Annotated in this window: 12 protein-coding genes and 1 tRNA gene; 6 read left to right on the top strand and 7 right to left on the bottom strand. The window is 51.3% G+C overall.

Annotation, left to right across the window (positions count from 1 at the left end; all coding sequences use genetic code 11):
* Window positions 1-162: 162 nt before the first annotated feature.
* Window positions 163-1,971 (top strand): extracellular solute-binding protein, encoded by a 1,809-nt coding sequence (locus tag ACJMNB_RS10510; protein WP_405342207.1) that lies wholly within the window; start codon window positions 163-165, stop codon window positions 1,969-1,971.
* Between the two features lie 163 nt (window positions 1,972-2,134).
* Here ACJMNB_RS10510 and ACJMNB_RS10505 read toward each other — a convergent pair whose 3' ends face one another.
* Window positions 2,135-2,935 (bottom strand): hypothetical protein, encoded by an 801-nt coding sequence (locus ACJMNB_RS10505; RefSeq protein ID WP_405342205.1) that lies wholly within the window; start codon window positions 2,933-2,935, stop codon window positions 2,135-2,137.
* A 118-nt stretch (window positions 2,936-3,053) separates the two neighbouring features.
* Window positions 3,054-3,833: a transporter gene (locus ACJMNB_RS10500; protein ID WP_405342203.1), complete on the bottom strand. Its 780-nt coding sequence runs from the start codon at window positions 3,831-3,833 to the stop codon at window positions 3,054-3,056.
* A 277-nt stretch (window positions 3,834-4,110) separates the two neighbouring features.
* On the opposite strand from ACJMNB_RS10500, the gene ACJMNB_RS10495 reads away from it, so the two are divergent.
* The 3 genes from ACJMNB_RS10495 (at window position 4,111) to ACJMNB_RS10485 (ending at window position 15,345) form a co-directional block, all read left to right on the top strand.
* On the top strand, window positions 4,111-9,054 hold the full coding sequence (locus ACJMNB_RS10495; protein WP_405342201.1) for an InlB B-repeat-containing protein: 4,944 nt from the start codon (window positions 4,111-4,113) through the stop codon (window positions 9,052-9,054).
* A gap of 128 nt (window positions 9,055-9,182) precedes the next feature.
* Window positions 9,183-13,736 (top strand): hypothetical protein, encoded by a 4,554-nt coding sequence (locus ACJMNB_RS10490; protein WP_405342199.1) that lies wholly within the window; start codon window positions 9,183-9,185, stop codon window positions 13,734-13,736.
* Between the two features lie 145 nt (window positions 13,737-13,881).
* Window positions 13,882-15,345: an SLC13 family permease gene (locus tag ACJMNB_RS10485; RefSeq protein WP_405342197.1), complete on the top strand. Its 1,464-nt coding sequence runs from the start codon at window positions 13,882-13,884 to the stop codon at window positions 15,343-15,345.
* Window positions 15,346-15,482: 137 nt separating this feature from the next.
* On the opposite strand, the gene ACJMNB_RS10480 is transcribed toward ACJMNB_RS10485, so the two are convergent.
* Together ACJMNB_RS10480 and ACJMNB_RS10475 are read right to left on the bottom strand one after the other, a co-directional pair.
* Window positions 15,483-15,556, bottom strand: a tRNA-Val gene (locus ACJMNB_RS10480).
* A 54-nt stretch (window positions 15,557-15,610) separates the two neighbouring features.
* A complete protein-coding gene (locus ACJMNB_RS10475) occupies window positions 15,611-16,153 on the bottom strand; it encodes a hypothetical protein (RefSeq protein WP_405342195.1) in 543 nt (180 codons plus the stop codon).
* Window positions 16,154-16,191: 38 nt separating this feature from the next.
* Between ACJMNB_RS10475 and ACJMNB_RS10470 the strand changes: the two genes are divergently transcribed.
* Window positions 16,192-16,818 (top strand): 4'-phosphopantetheinyl transferase family protein, encoded by a 627-nt coding sequence (locus ACJMNB_RS10470; protein WP_405342193.1) that lies wholly within the window; start codon window positions 16,192-16,194, stop codon window positions 16,816-16,818.
* On the opposite strand, the gene ACJMNB_RS10465 is transcribed toward ACJMNB_RS10470, so the two are convergent.
* Entirely contained in the window at window positions 16,815-17,273 is a 459-nt protein-coding gene (locus ACJMNB_RS10465) for a DUF6941 family protein (RefSeq protein ID WP_405342191.1), read from the bottom strand. The two genes, ACJMNB_RS10470 and ACJMNB_RS10465, sit on opposite strands and share 4 nt — an antisense overlap.
* Window positions 17,274-17,275: 2 nt before the next feature.
* Window positions 17,276-22,564 (bottom strand): hypothetical protein, encoded by a 5,289-nt coding sequence (locus ACJMNB_RS10460; protein ID WP_405342189.1) that lies wholly within the window; start codon window positions 22,562-22,564, stop codon window positions 17,276-17,278.
* Window positions 22,565-22,664: 100 nt separating this feature from the next.
* Here ACJMNB_RS10460 and ACJMNB_RS10455 point away from each other — a divergent pair, with 100 nt between their 5' ends.
* On the top strand, window positions 22,665-23,558 hold the full coding sequence (locus ACJMNB_RS10455; RefSeq protein ID WP_405342187.1) for a prepilin peptidase: 894 nt from the start codon (window positions 22,665-22,667) through the stop codon (window positions 23,556-23,558).
* A gap of 58 nt (window positions 23,559-23,616) precedes the next feature.
* On the opposite strand, the gene ACJMNB_RS10450 is transcribed toward ACJMNB_RS10455, so the two are convergent.
* The gene (locus ACJMNB_RS10450; RefSeq protein WP_405342185.1) at window positions 23,617-25,191 is read right to left on the bottom strand and encodes a LamG-like jellyroll fold domain-containing protein; all 1,575 of its coding nucleotides are present in this window, start codon (window positions 25,189-25,191) and stop codon (window positions 23,617-23,619) included.
* Between the last annotated feature and the right edge of the window lie 9 nt (window positions 25,192-25,200).

The following is a 25,200-nucleotide window of genomic DNA, read 5'->3' as shown; positions in this document are numbered from 1 at the left end:
GCTTCGTCCCTTGACAGGGGCCTCGCAATGACGTTTCTAGGTCATCAAAGCAGGTGCTTGCGCATGCTTTGCAGGACCGGCGCAGTCATGCACTTTGTGCAATGACGTTTCTTGGGCATTTTATATATTTGAGAAGTAATTGAATAATCCGCGAGATTGAAAATGAAGAATAAACAATTGAAGTTTTACGGTGCAGCGCTTGTGTCTGCTGCCCTGATGGCTTTTTCTCTTACCGCTTGCAATGAGTCTGGCGCCTCTAAGAGCGCAGGCTCTAAAAGTGCAGACTTGAACTGTCCGGAACTGCCGCAGGATCCTGAAGCCACGGGCGAATTCGACCCGATTGCCTCCAAGGATGCCCGCCCCTGCGGAACCATTACTTTGTGGGGCTCTGCCATGCCCAAGTCATTCAACATGTGGGAAGATTACAATAGCTTCTCGGCCGAACTCATGGGCATGATGTTCGAACCTCTAGTGAGTCTGCATTCTACCGAAGACCGCGAAGTGGGTATCCTCGCAGACAGTTGGAGTGTGAGCGAAGACGGCAAGACGTTTACCTTCCATGTGGACCCCCGCGCCAAGTGGAGCGACGGCAAACAAGTTACAGCTGAAGACGTGCAGTTCTACTACGACGTCATCATGGACGAGAAAAACCTCACGCCGATTTTCAAGGTCGGGCTTAGCCGCTTTGACCGCCCCGAGGTGGTGGATAGCCTGACCGTCAAGATGACCGCGAAGGAATCCCACTGGGGTAACTTCTGGGAAGCCGCGGGCATGCTCGCCTTCCCGAAGCATGTATGGGCAGGCAAGGATTTCAATCAGATCCGCTACGAATTTCCGGTGGTCTCTGGCCCGTACAAAATCAAGACCTTCCGTGAAGACCGCTATGTGGAACTGGCCCGCCGTGCTGACTGGTGGGGCTTCAAGAAGAACTGGAACCGCGGTAAGTACAACTTCGAAAAGATCCGCTATCGATTCATGAACGACCAGACGAAGGCGCTCGAAGCTTTCAAGAAGCAGGACTTCAACGCCTACGCCATCTACACCAGCAGCATCTGGATGAAGCAAACCGACTTCGATGCTGTAAAGAAGGGTTGGGCAGTAAAGCAGCGCATCTTCAACAAGGAACCCATCGGTTTCCAGGGCATGGCCATCAACTTGCGTAAGCCCCAGTTCCAGGATGTTCGCGTCCGCCGCGCTCTCAGCATGCTTTTGAACCGCGAAGCCATGAACGAAAAGTACATGTTCGGCCAGTACTTCTTGCTGAACAGCTACTACCCGGATTTGTGGGAAGGCAACCAGAACCCGACCGCTCCGCTTTATACCTTTAACCCCGACAGCGCCCGTGCCCTCTTTGCAGAAGCTGGCTACAAGGTGAACGCTCAGGGTGTCCTCGAAAAAGACGGCAAGCCCTTCGCCATCAACTTCATCACGAGCCAAGAAGACCTGCGCCACCTCACGCTGTTCCAGGAAGATTTGAAGAAGGTGGGCGTGGTGGCAACCATCGAACAGATGAGCCAGAGCACGCTTCGCAAGCGTTTGGACGATGCAGACTTTGACCTTTACTGGGTGAACTGGGGCGCAGGCCGCCTCCGCGATCCGGAAGCAAGCTGGTCTTCGGCAACCGCACTGCAGAAGGGAACGAACAATCTCGCCGGCGTGCAGGATAAGGTGGTGGATAGCCTCATCAACTTGCAGAAGACGGAATTCGACTTGGCGAAGCGCAACGAAATCTTGAAGGCGCTGGATAACCGCCTCTCTGAAATCGTGCCCTACGTGCTGATGTGGCAATGCGACCATCACCGCGTTCTTTACTGGAACCGCTACGGAATGCCTGAAAAGGTGCTGGACCGTTTCAATCGTGAAGACGCTATCCCCGTTTACTGGTGGCTGGATCCGGCAAAGTCCGCCGCACTCGACAAGGCCATGAAGGCCGGAGAATCCCTCCCGATTCCCGAATACGACGTGAAGTAACACGAAACGTCCCTCGCCTATGCGAGGATCCATACAGAAATGTATGGTCCCCGGAGCCGTTAGCTCCAGGGTGACCGCAAATAAAAAGAAGCCGCGCTAACTGCGCGGCTCAATTTTTGTGGATTGCTTCGCCCCCTTTTAGAGGCTCGCAGTGACGTTCTCTTTAGAAGAAGAATTCTGCACCGACGTTGAGGCCGGTAGCGTCGCCACCGATCTTGCCGCTGCGAACAATCAACTTGGCCCACACATCAAGCTGGTTCGGAATCACGAAGTAATCTGCGCCGAGCCAGAGATTGACTTGCTTGTTGCCGTCGTCGTTTTGACCGTATTTGTTGCCGTCGCCACCTTCGGCTTCGCTTTCGGTAAGACGGTACTTGAGTTGGAGACCGAAGAACGGGGTGACACCGACGTTAGGAATGGTGTATGCGATTTCGCCACCAAGGATAATATCCAAGCCGCGTTCCCAGTTGTCGTGTTCAAAGCCCCAGTCGATGCCTGCTTCGGTACCGAACTTGAGGCCCGGGGCATCCTTCACCTGCATACTGAACTGGCCGCCTAAATAGAGGGCAATTTCGTCAGTTGAAGGATAGGTGGTTCCCGGGCCGTCATAATCGTCGTTTCCGACGGGCAGATGGAAATCCAGGAACATGTTGAACATGGGGTCAAACTGGTAGCGGGCGCCAATGGTCAAGTCGCGAAGGCCGTCACCGCCGTTTGCGCATCCGCTGCAGTCTGTTTCGCCCCAGAACTGGTAACCCCAATCCTGCAGGGCGACTTCGAGACCTGGGATAATGCTGTAGCGAACACCGATGCCGAGGCCCGCCTGAGACCAGTCGTGGTCCCAGTCATAGTAGAGATTGCCTTTGACAGAACCCTTGCCTGCATCGAGAACGGGGTAGTAGTCCCAGGTTGCGAAAGCGGCGCTAGAAACAAGGGCCGCTGCGAGAGCGATTTTTTTAAACATTCCAGACTCCTTGAGTAAGTTTTGGCTTTAAATCTAGTAAAAGTCGTTGGGCTAGGGATGTAAAAAAAAGATACCCCAGGAATCTGGGGTATCCGTTTGCAAAAGTTTGCAATTTCGATTAGAAATTGATGAAAAGGGTGGCGCCGAGAGCGGTGACCATTTCATCACTCTGGGTCGTAGCCTTCAGGTAGTCCTTACCGAGGATGAACTGAGCGCAGAGGTCAAGAGTAATCATCGGGTTGAAAGCGATGCCGAGGCCGAGGTACGGTCCAATTCCGAGGTCGCCAGTGTGGCTGTCGCCCATATTTTCGCCATCGACGGTGTACTTACCGAGGAGCATAGCGAGGTCGAGACCAACGTACGGGGTGAGCATCGGATTGATGGCGAAGTCGCCTTCAACGCCCAGGTTCAATTCCCAAGGCGGAGTGGTCTTGTCGTCGCCCTTGGTTTCGATAGCGAGACCGAGTTCAGAACCGAAGTTCACCATGCCGAAGTTCTGAGAATACTGAGCACCGAAGTGGAAACCGACCGGGCCGTCTTCGCCGCAGAGGTCTTCGTTACAAGTGGGCAAAGAAATGTCCAAGAAAGCGCTCACGTTCGGCATGAACTGGTAGCGAACCATGAGGGGAATGTCTGCAAGACCATTGGCATCTTCAACGTCTTCTCCATCCCAGTGAGTGAAGATGACGAAAGGAATTTCCAAACCGAGTTCCAAGTTCGGGGCAACAGTGTAACGAGCCTTAGCGCCGAGGCTGAGCTGGTTCATCTTGTCCTGCATGATGTCACTGATGCCGACTGCGGCCTGGCCCTTGTGGTTTTCGAGAACCGGGAACTTGTCCCAGGTTGCAAAAGAAGCTGTAGCTGCGAGAGCTGCTACGAGTGCGATTTTCTTAAACATTGGAGGTCTCCTTATAAAATAATTGTAACCTAAATATAACATAGTTTTAGAGTCCGTCAAGGGGTTAAACCAGAAAAAGTGAAATAATTTACACGAAATGCGTTTTCTTAACTCGTTGATGGTTAATGAATTACGTGTTTTTCCGAAAAGGCGCCGTAGTGTGCCTGGCGTGGGCGATTTGTTCCAGGTCACAGTGGCGAGGTTTTTGAAGGGCACCCCCTATCTTTTTCGTGAATTTTAAGGTATTTTTACACATAGAAGATAGTAAGAGGGTTATATGAAAGCAAAAATCGGTTTATTTTTGTTTACCATGCTGGCGTATGGCGGCATGGGTTTTGCCTTACCCGGGGACGAGACTCCGGCCTCCTATTATAACTTGTTTACCTTTGTCCAAGCTCAGCCTCAAATCTTCGGTAGCACGACTACGACTACCGTGGTGCTTAGCCAGGGGCCCAAGCCATGCACCAGTACGGACTGGACTTTGGAATACAATGGGCAGGAATACACTGCGGATGCTTCTCACAATATCGGCTATTATATTACCACCTACAATATGGGAATGGGGTTCATGGGCTCGCAGCCCGTGAAGTCGTTTAAGGCGGTGGGCGAATGTTTGGCGTCTGTAGAAGATACCCCTGCGAACTTGGCCTCGATGCTCGATGAATTCTGGGTTTCCGCTGAGGGTAAGAAAGGTGTCCCTCTGGAATTGTGGTCCAATATCGACTTGAAGGAATTTGCCGCAGATACGAAAGTCGGAGAATGTAAGGTCAACCATGTGCCGCTCCCCATGATGGATAGCACCTCGTTTAATGGCAATGGCTTTACGATCAAGCACCTTTGCTATGCTGCTACGGTTTCGGATAAATCTCCTATGCAGTCTCCGGTGGGCTTCTTCAAAAAAGCCGAGAATGTGTCCTTGACGAATGTGAATATCAATGGCGTGCGTATCTACATTGATGGCGAAAGTACCGATGGTGCCGACTATTACCCCGTGGGTGCCTTTGTGGGGGCCGTCAATATGGTGACTATCGATGGCGTAACCCTTGCAAATGATTCGATCCAGGCTCCTTTTGCCGGTGGCTTGGTGGGGCTTGTTCGTAATTCTACGCTCAAGCGCATTTCGGGCGATGACGACATCTATATAACGAATAAGACCTCTATTGCCAGCGGGTATGCCGGTTCAAAGGAAATGTCCCAGGTGCCTGAACATAAGGTGTTCCTGGGTGGTATTGCCGGTGTGGCTATCCGTACCGAGCATGAAGAAGATCCAATCTTTATTGATGACTCCGTAAAGGTGGAGGTTCATGATTATGCAACGGGCCATAGGTCTGCCCTGGGTGGCATTGCCGGCTTTTACCAGACCATTGGCGGTACAGACGAGAACCTGAAGGTCTTTACAAAGTACAAAGATGGCGGCGAAGTTGTTGCCACCAAGATTTCGGGCGGATCATCCATGGGCGGCCTTTTTGGCGCCCTGTATGTGCCTCGGGACTATAATAGCGCCTCGGCCGGAAATTTTGTGACGACGAATAGCAGCTTTGACGGAAAAATCTATGATGCCGCGTCTACCGGTGTGATTGCCGTGGGCGGTATCGTCGGTTATGATTCTATTGGCCCTGGAACTTCAGTTCGCATTACGAATAGCGTGTCCAATATCGATGTCGCGGATTCCTTGAAGGTGGCCGGAAAATACCAGTATTATGCCGGCGGTATTGTGGGCTATGGAAGCTCTTGCGTGCAGGGTAGCAATAATGGCAAGGACCTGTTGAGCGTGACTGGCGTAAGAACGACGGGTTCCATTGCCCTTTCTGCATCGGGTACCGAAGTGCCTGGGCTTCACAGCGACGCCTATTTAGGTGGTGTGGTCGGTTCTGCATGCCTTGCCCAGGCCAAGGATTTCGGCCTTGCAAACGATACGTCTTCGGTCAAGATTACATCGAAGGTCAAGACGGCGCTGGATGCCGGAAAAACTTCCAACAACGCGCCTTCCCGCGATACGGTGTACGTAGGCGGTGTAATCGGTTTTGCAAGCATTGCCGTGGCGAGCAAGTCGGCGACTTTGTCTAACCTGTACTACAATGGTTCGATTGTGGTAGAAGACAGCCTTAACAATGTGTTTATAGGTGGTATCCTTGGTGGCTTTACCAAGGCCGAAGGGGGCAAGTCCCTGGTTTTCGAAGAAGTCTATGCCAGCAATTCCAAACTGATTTCCTATAGGGCCATGGAAGCGGGTGCGGTGAGCACTACGAACCCGCAGGTCGCCAATATCGGAGGCGTGTGTGGCGTCTGTAACGAAATTAGCCTGATGAATCGTGTTGCCGTACTGGGAGAAATCAGTGTCATCGGAAACCATGCCGGCAATTCCCTGTTCGTGGGCGGCTTGGTGGGCTTGTCCAATGCAAACGAAGTCAAGATGAACCTGCGCAATATCTATAGCATTGGCGATATCTTGGCGACAGCCAACAATGCCTACGAGAAAAATGTGGGTTACCTGGTCGGCAAGGCTCAATTGAACAAGAACTATCGCATCAAGTCCATTTACCACTATGGCGAAGGCGATGCTATGTATGCATCGAAGCCCTTCGGGTATTTGAACACGGATGTTATTACAAATGGCTGGCTTAACGATGACAGCATATCCTATGTCATAAGAAGTGGCGACAAGTCTAGTTATTCGGAAAACCAGAAGAACGGTACCGAATTGACATTGACCATGAAATCTTCCAAGTTCGCAGGAATCTTGAATGCCGCCTATAGCGATGCTGAAGATTACGCCTGGAACTTTGCGAAGGGAACCAACAATGACCTTCCGTTCTTTGTCGCTGATGGTGACGACCCTGTAGATCCGGTTGTTCCTGGGGTGACCAAGTACATCGTTACCTTTGTTGACATGAATGGCGAAAGGATTAAACAGGAATCTGTGGTGGAACATGGCAGTGCCACTGCTCCGTTGGCATCCGAAATGCCTAAAATCGAAGGCTATACTTTCTCTGGAAAATGGGAAAAGCAGTTTGATGATATTGTAGACGATATTACGGTGCCTGCAATCTACGACATTAATTCTTATACGGTCAAGTTCTTTGATTATGACGATAGGCCTCTCAAAGACGTGCAGACGGTGAAGTACTTGGAATCGGCTGTGGCTCCGGATGATCCGGAACGTACGGGCTATACCTTTGCCGGCTGGGATGATTCGACTTATGTCAAGGTTACCAAGAATCTGACTGTCCATGCAAAGTATTCGCCCAACAAGTACTGGATTGAATTCAAGGATTATGATGGTCATCGTATCTGGGCCGATTCCGTCTTTTATGATTCCCCGGTATCGAAACCGGTTGACATCAAGCGTGCGCCGACTCCTGAGTACCGCTATGAATTCAAGGGTTGGACTCCTGAAGTGACCAAGGTGAAGGGTGATGCCATCTATACGGCTGTTTACGACTCGGTCAAGGTCAAGTACGAAGTGGTGTTTGTTGACGAAGACGGTACCCAGATTGGAGAAATCCAGTTGGTGGAATATGGTGCTGCTGCCGTAGCCCCCGAGGCTCCGGTGCATAAAGGTTATACCTTTGTACGCTGGGTTCCTGCCAAGTTCGATAACATTACGAGTAATACGGTGGTTAACGCGCTTTATGAAAAGATTCCTGAATCCTCCAGTTCTGAGGTTTCTTCGAGCTCTGTCGAAATTTCTAGCTCCAGCGAGCCCGAAAGCTCCAGCAGCGCTCGTGGCACTATCAAGATCGTGAAGCCGACGATTGAACAGTCCGGCAACGCAGTATTGCTGACCTTCGATACCGAAAATGCGGATACGACTATGACCGCTCGCGTGGTGGTAACTGGTGAAAATGGCATTATAGTGGATACGGTCATCTCCAAGTCCGTGGTGAAGGGCGGCGTATGGGAAATGACTCCGGCTCCCATTGGCGAGTTCGTGGTGACTTTGACGGTGGGTGACAAGGTGCAGAACGACAAATACGTAGGTTCCTTCGAAGTGGCATCTGAAATTACGACTGCTCCGGGTAGCTGGCAAATGGTTTCGCTGTCCGCCTTCGACAAGCATAGCTATAAGACGGACGATGCCACCTTGTATTGGTGGGATGAACAGAACCCGGTGGGCGACTACTGGCAATACCGCGCCTTTACGGGCGAAAAGACTGTAGCCACTCGTGGATTCTGGTATGGAACTGCCGATGGCAAGCCCCTGGTGATTCGCGAATCTACTGGTTCTAAGGATAGCGAAATCGAGTGGGAACTGGATAGTCTGTACAGTGGCTGGAATCTGGTGGCAAACCCCTACGGTTGGTATGTGGACCTGAACAAGGGTAAAGCCAGCAATAGTGCCAAGGTCTCGTTCTGGCGCTGGAACCCGACTACCGCAGAATACGAAAAGCCTAAGGTGATTGGCCCTTACGAAGCCGTGTGGGCAAAGGTCTCCAAGAAGACAACCTGGAAAATGCCTGCGGCACCGGTGTTCAATATTCAGGAAAAGGTTGTCGCCGAATCCGACAAGAAGGCTTTGCATAAGGATGCCGCCGGTGTTGCTGGTGCATGGAGCATGAAGGTGTCCCTCACTGACGAATTTGGCAAGAAGGATTCCTGGAACGTACTTGGCGCCGGTTCTGAAGAATCGCTGGAAGAACCGCCTGCAGGTATGGGCAACCATGTGTCGCTGGCCATTCGCGAGGTACTTGCCGATGGCAAGAAGGGCTCTAAGCTTGCCAAGAGCATCAAGGCTGTTGCCGATGAATACCGCTGGACTTTGGATATGAGCGCAAGCTCGGTTCGCGACGGTAAGCTGACTTTTGAAGGCATCGCCGAACTGAACAGGTTGGGACTCAAGCTGTTCGTGGAATCTGACGGCGAATCCAAGGAACTGCGTGATGGCCAGTCACTGAACGTGGCCTTGATGAAGTCTTCTACGCAGGTGGAAGTCCGCGTGGCCGCAGGCAATGCGGTGGTGGCTTCTTCCAAGATCAGCGGTTTCGGTTCGACCCTTGCGGGCGGCACGCTACAGCTTGGCTTTACGGCTCCCGATGCCTTGGCTGGCGCAAATGCAAGCTATGCCGTGGTCGGTGTCGATGGCAAGAAGGTGGCGTCGGGTAGCTTCAAGGCAACGGCCGGTACGAACCAGTTCAGCCTGAATGCTCCGAAGTCTGGCGTGTACTTTGTGAAGATCAAGGTCGGTAGCCAGCAGCTCTCGGGTAAGGTTCTTGTGAGATAACTCACGAAATTTTAAACAAAGGTGTGACTCTTGTCAAAAGGCGGGACTCGTTCCCGCCTTTTTTCGCATGTAAATGAATCATTTACAACATAATATGTTATTATTTGCTTATAAAGTGTAAGGTGTATATGAAGAGAACAACAAAAATTGTTTATGCTTGTATCCTGCTGTTGTCGGGATTTACTTTCGCTGCTGTGATGCCGATAGGCTATTCGTGTCAGATTCTTCCCGGTGATGTCGATGAGGTGCTTTGTACGGTAGCCCAAGAAACTTCCGATACTAAATTGAATACGAGCACCTATAATGTTTATGATTCGTGGAATTCCTTTAAAAATGGCTTTGTGTCGGCGGTTGAGTCTAACGCTCAATTGGCTATGATGGGCGATGTTTATATCGAATTCGAAACAGATATTGACTTGGGGGGCTATTCTGAAGCGGGAAAAAAGTGCGCTAATGAAGATTTCTCTCCATTGGATTTGAGTTCAATATTGATTAATGGACAACTTCATATCAATGGAAACGGCAATACGATTAAGGGCTTCTGCTATATTGCCGAAGATAAGAACACTTCGTTCTTTGGAACATTGAAGAATGCTTACGTAGAGAGTTTTACTTTTGATAGCGCTTACGTAATGGCAAAATTCAAAACAAGCTCAGCTCCGGGAGCTGCAGTTGTAGCCGATCGTGTTGAAGAAAACACGGTGATTTCAAATGTGAAGGTCCTCAATTCCAAAGTGTATGGTTGGGGCGCGGCGGCTATAGCGACTATGATAGAAGACGGAAAGCTTTCTGATATTCAAGTAGATAACGTGCTTGTTTCTTTAAGCGAAGAAGTTATAAAAGATTTTTCGAGTAAGACACTGTCTAGCCCTTCCTCTTATGCTGCAGGTGTGGCTATACAGCTGAATAACCGTGTAGAATTGTCAAATATTACAGTGTCGAACCTGGTGATTCCTGATTCTGTTTCGGAAATTATGGGAAACGGGGGTGAGATATATACGGGCTGTTTTTATGCCGGCGGTATCGCAGCACTTGCGAATTTGACGGGGGAAATACCCTTGGATGGAATATCGATTTCTGCTAAATTGAGCGGTTCGACGGTTGGTGGGCTGATTGCAAGCGTGTCTGCTAATAATGACGGAACTACAAAGAATTTGAATGTGACTGGCGCAAAGGTGTCTCTTAAATCGGGTGATTATAACGGAACAAATCAAAACCGTTACCTGGGTGGATTTTTTGGAGTCGTGTCATGGAAACATGGTGATGTCGTCTTTTCGGCAAATGAAGTTGAATTTGCCCTAACGAATAAGAAGACTGGAGCTGGAGCCAATGGTTCGGATATAGGGGGGCTTGTCGGTTACTTTGGTGGATTGAATGAAAGTGATATTCCGGTTAATCTCTACATAGAAGAAAACCAAGTCAAGGCCGAGATCAATGCTGTAGAAAAACAACTTTATGTCGGTGGATTTTTGGGTAGTGTGTCGCTTGCTGGTGTTCCCAATAGTACCCTTTCTATAAAAAAATCGACAATCAAGCCGATTGATCCGAAGACTAATCCTAATGTGATTTCGGCGCCTAATGCGAATCTTGGAATGATTAATGCGGCCTATGGTGTAGGCGGTATTTCAAATGGAGCGGGAATTGTAGAAATTTTAGGAAACCATGCCGAAGGTGACATCAATATCGCTGCAACTTCGGTGGCTACGTCAAGCAATGTGGGCGGAATGATTGGTCTTGCAAATGTCAAAACGCTGGAAATGTATAATAATACATCTGTTGGAAATTTGCTTACTTCCATGACGAATGGCATAGAGGCTAAAACGAGTGGTCATTTTTATATTGGATATGAAATAGGATGCGTTACTGAAACTTATCCTTCTGCGGCAAAGATTAAAGTTAATGGCAACTACCATTATGGTTCGAAAGACGTAAACGCCAGGTTGGCTTTTGGTTGGCTTGGTGAAAGTGGCAATGGGGCTGTCTCGCCAGAATTATGGAAAACACAACAGGTTGAATTTTACCAAGTTTATCACAATTACCGTAACGCGGTTTTGAATGGTTCTGTAAGCCTAGATGCCGAAGGTGTACTTGATATAGGCGGATATGGTGCCATTTATGTGAAAAATGAAGAAAAATGGTTGTATGACGGCGTGATTGATAGCGATGCCATGAAATCGCGTTTGTTTACCTATATACTGAATGTTGTGTCGGCGGGGGCAAAGGACTGTAGCGATCCCGATGCGGTCTGTTGGGAAAATGAAGTGGATGCGCTACCTAAAATTTCGACATATAGAACGGCATACCAGATTAAAGTTGATCTTGATGAAATATGGGATGAATTGTCTGATGCGGACAAAAGTTCTTTGAAAGGGAATCTGGAAGAAACAAAAAGTGGATCGCATAGCCTTACTTTCTATACAGAAGATAACGGTGCACCGAATTATGATTTTATAAGGCGGATAAATAAATTGAGTGTTATTTATGGGGTGTTTAAAGAAAATGCCTCCAATTATACAGAAGTGGACTTGTATAACCTATATAGCACAAGCAATTCTTCCCTGAAGGCAAAATTGGTCCCGTATGAAAAGCTCTATCTTGATGTGAATACTGCAAACAAGGAATTGTTCTATGGCGTGGGTTCCGACATCTCGGATAGCCTTGTCGTGCCGAATAGCTTGAGAGATGTTGAATTGCCTTCTGTAATCTATACGGCCGATGCCTGTGTTGCTGGGTGGTCTTTTGATAAAGATGCCCCTGATTATGATTACCATATGGTTCATCCTGGTGAAACGATTTATAAAGACGTTAATGCAGAAAAGACCTTGTATGCGGTATGGTGGGGTGCGGATGAGTGTGCTAACGGACATTATGCTAAAGTCGCTTTGAATTCAAAGAACGGTACAATTGCGGTGGACGAATATCGTGGTGATGTTAAAGCTTATTCCCACCATTTTGCTAAAGATTCGACGATGCTCTTGCCGGTGGGGATACATGCTGGTGATGTAGCGATGCTTGTACATGCCGAACCCGATTTGGGCTACGCGCTAGATTCGCTGGTTGTCGTGACTCGCGATCCATACCAAACTCCTGTTTTTGAAGAACGTTTTCGTTTATTTGATGGTGATTCGTTGTTTGAATATCATTTGAGATACGCAACGATGACGGCTTATTTCTCTGAAACAAAGGAAAATAATGGGGAAAAGGGTGGAGACCTGGCCCTGGTGCGGCATGAATTTGCTCAATCGGGAAATGCCGTTCAAATGACTATTGAAACTAATAATTTTGATGTGCGCCGCTCTGCAACATTGCAAGTTGACTTGACAGATACCCAGGGGGTTGCCTTGGAAGATCCCTGGATTGTAAAATCGATTACGAAAACCCCTTATAATGATGTGTGGACAAGGTATCCGCTTAAACCGGGACGCTATATAGTAAAGGTGATGCTGTATGATGGCCAGAACACGGTTTCCTTTGATACCTTGTTTACGGTGAATGCTGAAATTGCCGCTGAACCGGATGAGTGGAAGATGCTTTCGCTTTCGGATGTGGACCTTGAAACGATTGTGTGGGACGATGATCCACTGTTCTACAGGTGGGATGAAGGTTCGTCTTATGGTGAATATTGGAAATACCAGAAGTATAGAGATGGCGAATTTACCCCGCAGCAGGGATATTGGTACAGTTCTATGGAAGGCCGTTCGCTGATGTTACATGGGGAATCGCCAAAATCGGGGAAAGAGGTTGTCTGGGAACTGGATAGTGGCTGGAACATGATGGCTAACCCCTATGGATGGGCAATCAGTTTAGACGAGTTGAGCGAAGAGTCGCTTGATATGTGGAAATGGAATGAAAAGGCTGGCTATGGGGATGCGACCGCCATTGGTCCTTACGAGGGTATCTGGGTGCTTTCGGATCGTAAAAAAGAAGTGCGCTTTAATGCGTCTCCAGAATTTGATAGTCAAAAGTGGGCACTCCTTAAACAGCGCGCCTTGGGAAAAGTCCTGTCTCGCAAAAATTGGAACTTGCAGCTGACGCTTTCGGATATGAAGGGCCACTGGGATTCCTGGAATGTACTTGGCGTAGGGAAGGCCGAAGAACGGCTTGAACCGCCGGAGGGTATGGGCGACCATGTGAATCTGTCGGTGGTGTCTGGTGAAAAGGCGCTGGCGAAGTCGGTGGTGGCTCCGAAATCGGAAACCGACGGTTACAGCTGGCAGGTCGCCCTGTCCGCAAGTTCCGACCGCGTGGGTTACCTTAAGTTCGAGGGACTTGCGGACCTCGCGGGTCTCGGCTACCGCGTCTACGTGACTTATGAGGGCGAAACCCGCGAAGTACCCGCCGGCGATAGTCTGAAGGTGATGCTCAAGGCCAAGGGGGCCACGGCGACGGTCCAGGTGACCACTTCTGAAGTGAGGACCCTTGCCTCCAAGCTGGAAAATCTGCGATTTAACCGCGTATCGGGCGCCCTCCAGGTCGGATTCGACGTGTCTAGCGACCTGGCCGGCTCCCTGTACAAGGTGCAGCTGGTGGGCCTTAATGGCCAGGTTGCCGCCACCTACAGTGCAAAATCGACGGCAGGCCGCAACACGCTCGCACTTACAGCCCCGAAACTGGGCCTGTACCTGCTCCGCGTGACCGTAGGCGGTCACCACGCCGTCCGTAAAGTGGCAATTTCCCGCTAAAACGGGGCGTTGCGGGGTGCCCCCGCAGAGGGGGGAACGAAAGACCCGGCTCTCGCAGGGGCTGAAGTTAGGGGGATTCGTCCCCCTTTGTAATAATGCCGTAATCTTGCCATAAGGGCTGCTTTTTTCTAAATTTGGCCGCACTATGACAAAGGCTAAATTCATCAAGTTCATCATTGCGTCGGTGCTCGCCATCGTCGCCCTCTTCTTGCCCTACGAATCCCTCGGATTCGATGCCGCAAGCCCCATGGGAATCCTCAACCCCCTCGAAATCCGCGTGATTGGCGTTTTCGTGATGGCGGCCCTCTTCTGGATTCTCCAACCGTTCCCGATCTGGTCGACCTCGATGCTCGTCATCGTGCTCATGATTATCACCATGTCGGACTCTGCCCTCGCCCCGTTCCGCGTGGACGGCGTTACGATGATTAGCCACAAGTCCATCATGGCCACCTTCGCCAACCCGATCATCATGCTCTTCTTGGGCGGCTTCTTCCTCGCTGCCGCAGCTACCAAGTACAAGATGGACTTGAACCTTGCCCGCGTGCTCCTGAAGCCCTTCGGCAAGAACCCGAAGTTCGTGCTCCTCGGCCTCATGCTCATTACTGCCGTGTTCTCCATGTTCATGAGCAACACTGCTACCGCCGCCATGATGCTCGCCATCCTCGCCCCGGTGCTCAAGCTCTTCGACGAAGATGACCGCGGTAAAGCCGCCTTTGCCCTCGCTATTCCGCTGGGCGCCAACATCGGTGGTATGGGTACCCCGATCGGTACGCCTCCTAACGCTATCGCCCTTGGTGCCCTGAACGACGCTATTGCCCGTGGCGACCTCGTTGCCAACCAGGTGAGCTTCGGCCAGTGGATGGCTTTCGGTATCCCGTACGTGATTATTTTGATGGTGGTTGCCTGGGTCTTGCTCCTCAAGATCTACCCGATCAAGATGAAGGAAATGGTCCTGAACATCGAAGGTGCCGGCAAGTTCGATACCAGCCCCAAGGCCATTATCGTCTATATTACCTTCGTGGTGTGCGTGCTTTTGTGGGTGACCGGTAAGGGTGTCCACGGCATTAACGATAACGCAATTGCCATGATCCCGATGGCCGTGTTTGCCTTGACTGGCGTGATTACCAAGAAAGACCTGAACGCAATGAGCTGGGACGTGCTCTGGCTCGTGGCTGGTGGTTTTGCTCTGGGCGTGGGCCTCAACGCTACGGGCCTTGCCGCTCACTTGATCAAGACGATTCCGTTTGCAAGCTGGTCTCCGGTTGCCCTCATGGTGGGTTGCGGCGTGATCTGCCTCTTTATGGCAAACTTCATGAGCCACACTTCTACCGCTACCTTGCTCGTGCCGATTCTTTGCGCCGTGGGTATCGCTTGCCAGGGTAACCTGACTGGCCTCGGTGGCGTGACGGCCCTGCTCGTGTCTGTCGCCTTTGCTAGCTCCCTCGGTATGAGCCTCCCGATCTCTACGCCGCCTAACGCTCTTGCCCACGCTACGGGTTACACCGATACGCGCGGCATGGCCATTACCGGTGTCGTGATGGGTCTCGTTGGCCTCGTGCTCTCTTGGGTGATGATGATTGTCCTTGCGAAGGTTCACTTCTTCGGATAATCAAGGAAATTGCTCCTTATGATAACGAAAGCCGCTCCTTCGGGGGCGGCTTTTGTTTTATAGGTCTCCGCTTGCGAGGATGATGACGTGTTGCTCCGGATACGAAAAAAGCCCCGCTTTTGCGGAGCTTTTTCGAGTGGTCGATACAGAACTCGAATCTGTGACCTCTACCATGTCAAGGTAGCGCTCTAACCAACTGAGCTAATCGACCGAAGTGAGACCAATTATAGAAAAGATTTTCTGCTTTGTCAAGGTGTTTTCCGCATTATCTTTCGTCGGCGGGGACCCAATAGCGCAGTCGGCCGGTCAAATGGAGCGGAGGGAGGCTGTCGATGCATTTTCCGGCGCGGCAATCCTTAAAGTAAAGGTCCAGGTCGGCCGTCCAGAGCGAATCGTTGATGATTTCGTCGAATTTGATGGTGCTGCTGTCCGAAATCAGGGGGGATTCCATGGTGGATTTGACCCGAAGCCAGGTGACGTACTGCAAACGGCCGTTTAAGCTTGCCCGGGCCACGGGGGTGAGTGCGGTGCCGGTTTTCGGGGTGTTGACCATCAGGGATATCTGGTCGCCCCGTTCGCTTTCTGCGGTCCGCGTGCAGAAATAAAAGTAGCGGTGGCTGTTGTTGACATAGAACGGGGGTTCTACGTCGTCCTTGTCGAGTTCTATGGTGTAGGGGCCGTCGTCGTTGATTTCGTACTTGATATAGCCGCCACCTTTGGCTTCCCAGCTGTTGTTGATGTCGCCGCAGGCGCCGAGCATCAGGGCGACCGTGCCAAGGGCGATTTTTTTGCAGAAAGTCAAATTCATGCCCCCAAACTAGAAATTATCTTTGTGTCGAACAATCCATGAACGAAAATACTGCCATAGACAGCGCCCGCGAAATCCGCAGGCTCGATGTGGAAACTCCTTTGGGAGTGGTCCACTTGGCAGCCTTTGCACAAAAACCTGACCATCGCTCGGTCATTTTCGGCATTCTCTCGGAATATTGCGGATTCCCCGTAACGGCTGCCGACTTGGAGGAATCCAAGGAAGATACCCGTCCGCGATTCCCGAAGCTGGATTTTGACGTGAACTGGACCCATTCCGACGGTTACTGCGTATGCGCATTTGGCGAGCGGGGTTCTTTGAGTCGGCTCCGCATCGGGGTGGATTTGGAGAAGTATTCGCCTAAACGCCTGCACCTGGCAGAACGGTTCTTCAGCAAGGAGGAATCGGCGCGGTTGGCGGCCCTCGAGGTGGAACGGGCCCAAGAAGAATTCTTTAGGCTGTGGTGCCGCAAAGAGGCTTTTTACAAGTGCGTAGGCGGGGAATTCTTTGAAGGGACCCTTCGTCGGGATATGCAAAAAAATCCGGTGCTCGTTGAAGCATCGGATTCAAAACCTCTTATGGTTCACTTTGTGGACTTGGATGCGGCTGCTGTCGGTTGCCCGATGCGAGCCGCACTCTGTGTAGCCGTATCTTCTAGGTATTAGTTAGGCAAGTCCTGTTCGCCCTGGGCAATGGGGGCGTCCGGAGCCTGTCCGCCCTGTTGGGGGGCTTCCAGAGCGTACAGCGGCAAGCTGGCCAGTTCTTCGCCGTCTACCAGAAGGCGGATAATGTACTTGTCGGGGCGCTTGATCTGGAAACGTTGCAGGTTAAGGACCATGTTCACTGCCGCAGTGTCAAAGCCCTGTGCCACCGGTTCCAGAGGAATCTTGGACTGCATGGGCGGCACAATGGGCTTGCCGCACACATCTTCGAATACGAGAGACAGGTCGTGCAGCCCGGCTTCGCTGCGGGCGTAACGAATACGGAACGCCGTAGAACACTGCGGTATCACCAGCGGAAAGTTTGCAAAAATACGGTCAAATGCACCGAGAATGTTTAAGCGTCCGCCGGCACCGTTTGCGGTGGCGGCATCACAGATAGTAGCAATTTCAATATTCATTCTTAATCCTTGTTGTCGTGAATTTTCCAGTTGTCGGCCACGTACTTCATGACCAGCGGGCCGTTGTTGCGCTTGGGACCTCCGTTGCTTTCCTGTGCCAGCATGGACACGTACAGCACGCCTTCCTTGTCAAAGACCAGGGTGGGGGCAATGCCGCGCAGATAATAACCGCGGAGGCTGTAGAATACCGTGTTGAAGTAGGGCAGCAGGTTTTCGCCATACAGGTGCCATTCGCCATCTTCGTAGCGGTAAACATCGACCTGAGAAATCTGGGCGCGGTTGTCGAATGCCGCGTAGACGACACCATTGTAGGCGGCGAGGCTGATGTTGTTGGTGAAAATACCTTCGCGAATAATTGCACCGGTCTGGTTCCAGCCGATACTGTTGCTGTTGATGGTACCGGTTGCGATTCGGGGGCCATAGGTTTCTACGCCGCGACTGAAGTACACCATGTAGATTTTCTTGCCGCTGGAGGTAATCTTGGCACGACCGATATCGGAGACGTTGAACTGCTTCTTTTCGATAGAGCTGTAGTCGTTCTTGGAGAAGTAGCCGATGTTCACCCTGTAGGAGCTGGTCACGCCGGCTACGATCAGGTATCCGTCGTCGGTGTAGATGGCGTCAACTTCCGTAAAGTCGCCGTCAATGGAACTGAACTTGGTGTTCTTGGTCCAGCTGGATTCGCTGTTGTCGTACATGTAGATCTTGTTCTCGGAACCGATAGCGACTGCGTGGGGTGCCGATTCGGATTCCTTGCTCACCAGCTTGAAGTCCTTGATGCCTGCGATGGCGGGCGTGCTGACCCTGGCAGGGGCAGAGGTTCCGCTGGCGGACTTGTAGATGGAAAGGCTGTCGGCGAGGATGCCCACGTAGAAGTTGCTGCCATGGGCGACGGCGTCAATCTTCTTGATGCTTCCTGTGACATTGATGGAGCCGAGGCTTGTCCAGCTATTGCCGCTCAATTTGGCTACGGTTACCATGGAATTGCCTGTTGCGTAGGCGATAACGGGCACCTGGTTCACGATTGCAAAGGAAGGAGCGATGGTAGAGGACGTGTTTTCGATAACGGTGTCCTTACCCTGGTTCTTCCAGGCCTTGCTGAAGTAAACCTTGTGGCTGTATTCAGGGGCGCGGTGGCGGCTGTAGAAGGCGCTGCTGGGCGTTGCGCTCGTACTGTCGCGGTAGTCCAGAGTGATGGTGACAGAGCCTTCGCGAGTCCTGCGGATAAATGCCGTGTTGAATTCGGCAATGTTTGTATCCAGGGTACCGTCGGATTCGCCCTGATAGAAGTTTCCGTCGACATTGCTGAACTTCCACCAGTAATCCTGTTTGTTGGGGTCACCAAGTTCGCCCCGTTCGGAATGGAATCCGCCCCATTCGGGGGTGTAGTAGTAAATGGCCTTGTCATCGACAGATTCGTCGCCACTCCACAGGTATACGGTATCGGGGGCGGTGATGACACCCTTCGGGTGCTGCTTCAGGATCTTTACCTTGGTGGTGTCCTTCAGAATGTCCTTGCCGCTTGTTTCGCGAGCCGAAATAATGCAGAGCATGTTCTTGCCCTGTTCGGAATAGGTGGAATCCTTTCCGATGGCGAAGGACTTGCCGTTGGCTTCGTAGTCGTATTGAGTGACCTTCTTTTCCATGGTCTTGCCCGTTGCGGCGTCAATACATTCCCAAGAGAACCAGTCGATGCCCTGCCATGCGTCGTTAACGGATGCATTCAGGGTGAAGGGATCGCCCGGATTCACGTAAATGGAATCCGCGTCAGCCCAAAGCATGGGAATTTCGGTCGTGTACTTGATGGTGATGGTGTCTCTGGCGATGTTGCCGTCATTGTCGGTCACCTGGGCAATACAGATGAGCTGCTGGACTGCCGGAGCCTTCCATACGGTGTCGAGAGAGCTGACCTTTTTCCAGTTGTTTTCGACTTGGCTGTTGGATCCGCAACTCCATTCACGCTTCACGATTTCACCCGGGTCAGAGGGCAGCTTGTTGTCGTCGCTGGCGGTTGCCTTCAGTGCAATGTTGAAGTTTGCGCGGACCGTCAGTTCCTTGTTGGCGACCTTTACCGTAGGCGGCGCCTGGATAATGTCGATGGAGACCGTATCCCTGGCGGTGTTGCCGTCATCGTCGGTGACGCGGACAATGCACTTGTAGCCGTTTTGAGCAACCGACGGCATTTTCATGATCTTGCGGGGTGTAGACGTAGAAGAATAAGTGAATCCGATGTTGTCGGCCGAGGCGGAACCGCAGCCCCATTCATACTTCACGAGCTGTCCCAGGGAATCCTGGGCGTGGGCGTTCAGTTCGACTTCGTCATTGATGGTTACCCTGTTGTAGTTCACGTAGGCGGTTACAGTGGGGAGACCCAGGAGAATGGTGTACTGGGCCGTATCCCTGGCAGTATTGCCGTCGTCGTCGGTGACCTGAACCACGCAGTAGTAAGCCTTGGTTGCCGAAGAAGGCATGCGCACCTTGGTTTCGGATCCGTTCATGAGGCTCCAGCTGGGGCTCTTGAGGTCGGACATGCTTTCGCTACAGGCGTAGGCGTATTCGGCAATGTAACCCAGTTTGTCGGTTGCAATGGCCTTAATCGTCTGTTCGCTATTGATCTTTACGGTGTCTTTCTTGGTTGCGAGACGGACGGTGGGCGGGTCTCTCAACAGGATGAACGAAATCGTATCGGAGGCTTCTTCGTTATCATCGTCAACAGCCTTGAAGATACAGGTGTGTTCAGTTCTGTCCTTGACATCGAGGCCACCGGGGAACTCAACCTTGATCGAACCCGAAACGCTGGCGGCGGGGGAATCGAAGGTCTTGTTGTGGTCGAATATTACATTGCCGTTGTTGCAACCCCACTTGATCTGGTTAATGGTGCCGAACTTGTCCTTGGCGTTGTAATCGACATCTACGGAAGATCCGATCTTGTATTCGTTGTTCTTGTTCTTTGTCGAGACATTAATGCTGGGCGGGTCGGCGACCACGTTGACCACGACGGTGTCAGAACCGATATTTCCGAGGTTATCGGTTACCTTGGCTGCAACCTTGTAGGTGCCGACCTTGCTGAAGGCCAGGTCAGTTTCTTCTGCCGTTGTGGGGCATGTGTAACCGGCAGAAAGGTTGCTGCCGCAGTTCCATGCCAGGGTGAGGGTTTCACTCTTGTTTCCCTTGTACGTCTGGACCTTGAAATGCAACGGGTCGTTGATACTTACGGTGTTTTCAAAACTCGGTTCGGTAAACACGACGGCGGGGTTGTCGCCTAAGGTACCGAACTTGACTTGTGCGCTAACGTCGGCACCGTTTTCCGAATACTTGACCTTCATGAAGAAGTCCTTGTCGGGACCGGCCGAAGCAATTTCATCGTAGGTGAGCGAAATTGTTGCCGAACCATCTTCGCCGACGGCAGTCTTCTTTGTCTTCTCGCCATTGCCGATATTCCAGCTCCAGGTAACGTTCTCGGCGGCCGGGTAGGCTCCGATGACCTTTACGACGAAGTCAAGTTTTCCGTCGGTGCCGATACGGGCGTTCTGGGCTCCGTTGACAGTCAGGTTCAACTGCGTGGCCATGACGACAATCGTCTGCTTGAGGGTGGATTTGTTACCCACCTTGTCCTTGGCAGAATACTCGAATGTGTGCTTGCCGTCGGTAAGGTTGTTCATGGCCAGGGGGCAATTGAATATGGCGTCGTTGTCGCTCTTGGTGCAGGTGAGCTTTTGAGACTTGCCGTCAATTGCCGCCGTGACTGAATCCAGGCGCGAACCCAGGTCTCGGGCGTAAATGGTCTGGCTCAGTTCACGATTTGTAAGGGTGTCGATGTTCTTTACAATCAGGTAAGGCTTCGCCGTATCCTTCAATACGATTTCGTCCATGCGAATCACGCTTCCCGATTCGGCGAACAAGTTCTTGATGGTGGAGTCGGCGTATTCCTTGAGGGAATCAGAAATGGCAGTGGCGGTGTAGATGCCGGCATCCACCTTGACTGTGTAGTTACCCTTTTCGTCGGTGGTCACGTCGAAGGTCTTGTTGCCGTTGTTGAATTCCATGCGGATGCCGGAATGGCTGTCGCGGCCCTGGTACTTGGCGGTACCGGTGAACGTACCCTGGGTCGAGCTCAGATCGCCGATATAGAAGTTCCACGGGCGGCTGGAGTTGTCTCCTGTAGAAATTCGGGTAAGCCTTACAATGTCGTAGCCGTCAGTTGCGTACATATCCCAGTAGATGCGGCCGGTCAACTGCTTGCTCGGGTCGCTAACCAGGGTGATGACGTTCTTGCCCTTCTTGTCGATGGGTTCGAAAATGTTGGAGGTGAATGCCTTGGCGATAAGGTCTTCTTCGGTAAAGGCCTTCTGCGGGGGCTGTCCATTCTTTGAAACCTGGGCGTAAATGAAGTACTGGAGGTTCTGCGGGTTGTCGTCGTCTTCACCTTCGTAGTAGAAATAGAAACGGTCGTTGATGTTGTGACGTGCGCCGTCTTGGGGGTAAATGACTTTGAGCCTCGGAATACGGTTGAAGTGCAGGTTCACGCTGTCCTTGGTTTCGTTGCCGTCGTCGTCGGTGACGATCACGTAAATTTTCTGGTTACCAAGGGAGTCAATCTTTGCCTCTTTGTTCTTGATGGTCAAGTAGAGGGAGTCGTTGTCGTCAAATTTCTCGTACTTCCAGGTCTTGGCGGATTCTTTCTTGCCGCTGGCGTCCAGGTCGACCATGATGCTTGTAATGGTTCCGAAGGAATCGCTTGCAAGAATGGGGAAGGTGATGTCTCCGTCATGCTTGGTCCAAAGGGTATCCTTGGGGACAATCAGTGTGGGCTTCGTGTCGATGACCTTGACCCAGGCCTTGCGGGTAGCTGTTCCGGCGGTGTCGGTTGCATTGTTTCCGTCGAAGGCCACGAATTTGGGTTCGTAGAGGCCGGGCTTTGCGTATGCCCAGGCCTGGGGCTTGGCGTTACCACCGATGATGGTTGTGTCCTTGCCGTCCTTTTTGGTCAGTGTCCACTGGAAACGGTAAATCTTGTCCACGTTGTAGGGCAAGAGGCCGATCATGTACACGGTGTCGTTAACGGTAACGGTTAGGGTGTCCGGGATGGTATCCGCTTCGGCAACGGCGACGTTGGCCATGGAATCGGCGAAGGCGGTCGGGTCCGCGATGGGGCTGTCGAAGACAAAAACCCGGGAGTGGTTGTTCTTCAGGTTGACGTTTTCCTTGACGGAAGATTCCCTGGAACATCCGAAAAGGGCTAGCGAAGCGCTAAGGCCGAGGGTGAACAATAAAAAATGGGGTACACGCATAGCACATCCTCAATTAAATACTAAACAAAATTTACACTTTAAATCTATCTTTTTTATTCGAAAAGCGTGTGTGATAATTTGCACCGATGGAGCTAGTTTTATGGAAGAAATCCCTCTTTGGTACAGTCTGGCCGTATTTTTCGTGCTGGGAGCCTGTGTAGGCAGTTTTTACAACGTGATTGTATACCGTATGCCTCGCGGAATTTCGCTGGTGAACCCGCCTTCGCACTGTCCTCTTTGCAAGAAGCATATTCCGCTATATTACAATCTACCTATTATAGGTTGGATTATTCTAAGAGGGAAAAGCGCTTGCTGCAAGCAGCCCATCAGCATCATTTACCCCATCGGGGAATCCCTTTGCGGCCTTCTGGGGGCTCTTGCCCTGTATGCGGCTACCGGCTTCACCACGAATTTTACTGCCCCGGTACAGAGCCTTGAAGTCTGGGCCGACGCCTTGGCTCTTTTCTGGTTGCTGTTGGGCATTTATCCGGTAAGTGCGGTTGACTTTAAGTACAAATTAATTCCTGATTCCATTTCGGTGGGCGGCATTGTGGCTGGTCTCATTATCTCCTTTATTCCGGGGGGAATGACCCCGGTAGAGAGCATTGTGGGTGCCGTTGCTGCCGGTGGTGGCCTCTACCTGCTGGGCTGGGTTGCTACGAAAGTCTTGAACAAGGCCGCCATGGGCTTTGGCGATGTAAAGTTGCTGGCCGGTTTCGGCGCGCTCATGGGCGTTTCCCGTGCGGTCGAAGTCTTGGTGGTGGCCTCCATTCTTGGCATCTTGATTATGGTACCGTATGCAAAGATTGCTGAAAAACGTGCCGCTAAAAAGGCGGCTCAAAATAAGGCTTCGCAAAACAAGGATACCCCCGAAGAAGACGAGGGCGCCGGCCAGATTCCTTTTGGCCCCTTCCTTGCAGTGGCCGCCCCCATTATGTACCTGTGGGGCGATGCGCTGAAGGAGCTTTATTTAAAGTTCGTCGTGGGCGAGTAAAAGTTAACGCTGGTTTAATTGAAAAATGCTCGCGGATTCGCGAGCATTTCGTTTAAATCTATTTCTGCATTTCGTAGAAGGCGTAGAGCCAGGCCTTTAGGCGGGTCCAGTTCTTTTCGCCGTTTTGCTTGATGTAATCTCCGAAGGAATAGAGCATTACGTCTTCTACTGGGGCGCTACCGGTGTAAATTTCCTCGAGATCGAAGAATTCTGTCGAAAGCTTGATGTCGGTGTCGCGGATGGTTTCTCCGTCGATGGCGATTGTCAGGTGCTTGTTGTGGATGACGAATGAATAGTGGTGGAGCTTGCCGTCAATGACGTTTGCCTTGCCGTATTCTATGGAGTCGGTCGAAATGGAGTCGATTCCGTTATAAATCTTGGCGCATAGTGCGGTAGAATCCTTTTCGCAGCGGCGGATTTCAAAGCCCAAACTGTCGGTGCCCGAATAGAACAGACGACCGTCTTTTTCGAGGCTATCCAGTTCAAACCAGAACGAAAGCGCAAAGCTGTTGTTGTCCGTAAATACTTTGCGGGTCGTAAGGAGAGAATCGGTTACGGGTTCAGAAATGAACTCGCGAATGCGTTCGTACGAACTAGGAACGTTGCCCCAGTTGATATCCCCGTCAAATGCGGTCAAAGTGGTTGTGGAATCCATCTTGGGAATCACATACCAGGCGTAAAAGGAGTCTTCTGCGAACACTCTGCTGTATCTTGGTCCAAGAAGAATGTTTTTCTGAGCGTCAATAAATTTATCTGTGTAGTAACTGGCGCTTCTTATGTAAGATTTGCTGTTGTACCAGAAATGGATCGGCACTATAAGCGAATCTAGCGAGTATTCACCCAGGGAATCGAACAGGTCTGACTTCGGCAAGGTAAGCTCGATGTCGTAGAGATGTTTGATGCTCAAGACGTTGTCAACGAACAGAGTGTCGCCGGCGTTCAGGTTCAGCGTGACTCCGACAGCGCGGAAATCTTCGCCGTTAGAAATCTCAATTTGCTTTGCAACATCGCCATTGTTGAAAAGCGGAATGTTTTCGAGGGTGATATAGCCTTGTTTAATGTCTTCTTTGGTGACTTGCTTGCAAGCGAGTGTGCCTGTAATGCAGAGCGTGTCGCCTTTGGCAAATACACTGACAGAATCGGAATTTTCCCAAATCTTGTAATCGCTCGAAATCTGTAATGTAGCGGGCTTTTGAACTCCGATCACGACGGTATCGACATCGTTCCATTTTAGAACATCTACGCCGTAAAGCGTGTCTTTCTCGCCGTTTAGCCCTATTGCCGTGGCGACGACGCTGTAGGCCCCGTGTACATCATCGAATACGGCAAAATCGCCGTATTTAACGGTGGCGGAATCGAACAGTTCTGTCTTGCCGTCTACAATTTTAGTGAGGGCGAATTGGACGGTGCCCGATTTCTTGGCAGACGGGGTGACGCTAAAGGTGTCGTCCCATTTTTCGGCTGCGAATGCGACCGTGTGGCCCGATTCGGTCTCGGTGAGCACGCCCGCGTGATCCGATTCGTTGGCGTCGCTGGGCGGGCTACACGATGTCAGCAAAAACAGCGATGCAATAAGCGAAAGAATCGCCGCTACGCCAAGGGACAAATTCGTTTTAATTTGTTCTTTATTCATTTGACATCC

The sequence above is a fragment of the Fibrobacter sp. genome (genome assembly GCF_045131395.1).
Lineage (GTDB): Bacteria > Fibrobacterota > Fibrobacteria > Fibrobacterales > Fibrobacteraceae > Fibrobacter.
Note: the sequence above shows the minus strand (reverse complement) of the source record. Positions and strands in the feature narration are given on the sequence as shown.

Coding starts and splice junctions, on each gene's coding strand:
- ACJMNB_RS10510 (WP_405342207.1), top strand. CDS start 163: ATGAAGAATAAACAATTGAAGTTTTACGGTGCAGCGCTTGTGTCTGCT.
- ACJMNB_RS10505 (WP_405342205.1), bottom strand. CDS start 2,935: ATGTTTAAAAAAATCGCTCTCGCAGCGGCCCTTGTTTCTAGCGCCGCT.
- ACJMNB_RS10500 (WP_405342203.1), bottom strand. CDS start 3,833: ATGTTTAAGAAAATCGCACTCGTAGCAGCTCTCGCAGCTACAGCTTCT.
- ACJMNB_RS10495 (WP_405342201.1), top strand. CDS start 4,111: ATGAAAGCAAAAATCGGTTTATTTTTGTTTACCATGCTGGCGTATGGC.
- ACJMNB_RS10490 (WP_405342199.1), top strand. CDS start 9,183: ATGAAGAGAACAACAAAAATTGTTTATGCTTGTATCCTGCTGTTGTCG.
- ACJMNB_RS10485 (WP_405342197.1), top strand. CDS start 13,882: ATGACAAAGGCTAAATTCATCAAGTTCATCATTGCGTCGGTGCTCGCC.
- ACJMNB_RS10475 (WP_405342195.1), bottom strand. CDS start 16,153: ATGAATTTGACTTTCTGCAAAAAAATCGCCCTTGGCACGGTCGCCCTG.
- ACJMNB_RS10470 (WP_405342193.1), top strand. CDS start 16,192: ATGAACGAAAATACTGCCATAGACAGCGCCCGCGAAATCCGCAGGCTC.
- ACJMNB_RS10465 (WP_405342191.1), bottom strand. CDS start 17,273: ATGAATATTGAAATTGCTACTATCTGTGATGCCGCCACCGCAAACGGT.
- ACJMNB_RS10460 (WP_405342189.1), bottom strand. CDS start 22,564: ATGCGTGTACCCCATTTTTTATTGTTCACCCTCGGCCTTAGCGCTTCG.
- ACJMNB_RS10455 (WP_405342187.1), top strand. CDS start 22,665: ATGGAAGAAATCCCTCTTTGGTACAGTCTGGCCGTATTTTTCGTGCTG.
- ACJMNB_RS10450 (WP_405342185.1), bottom strand. CDS start 25,191: ATGAATAAAGAACAAATTAAAACGAATTTGTCCCTTGGCGTAGCGGCG.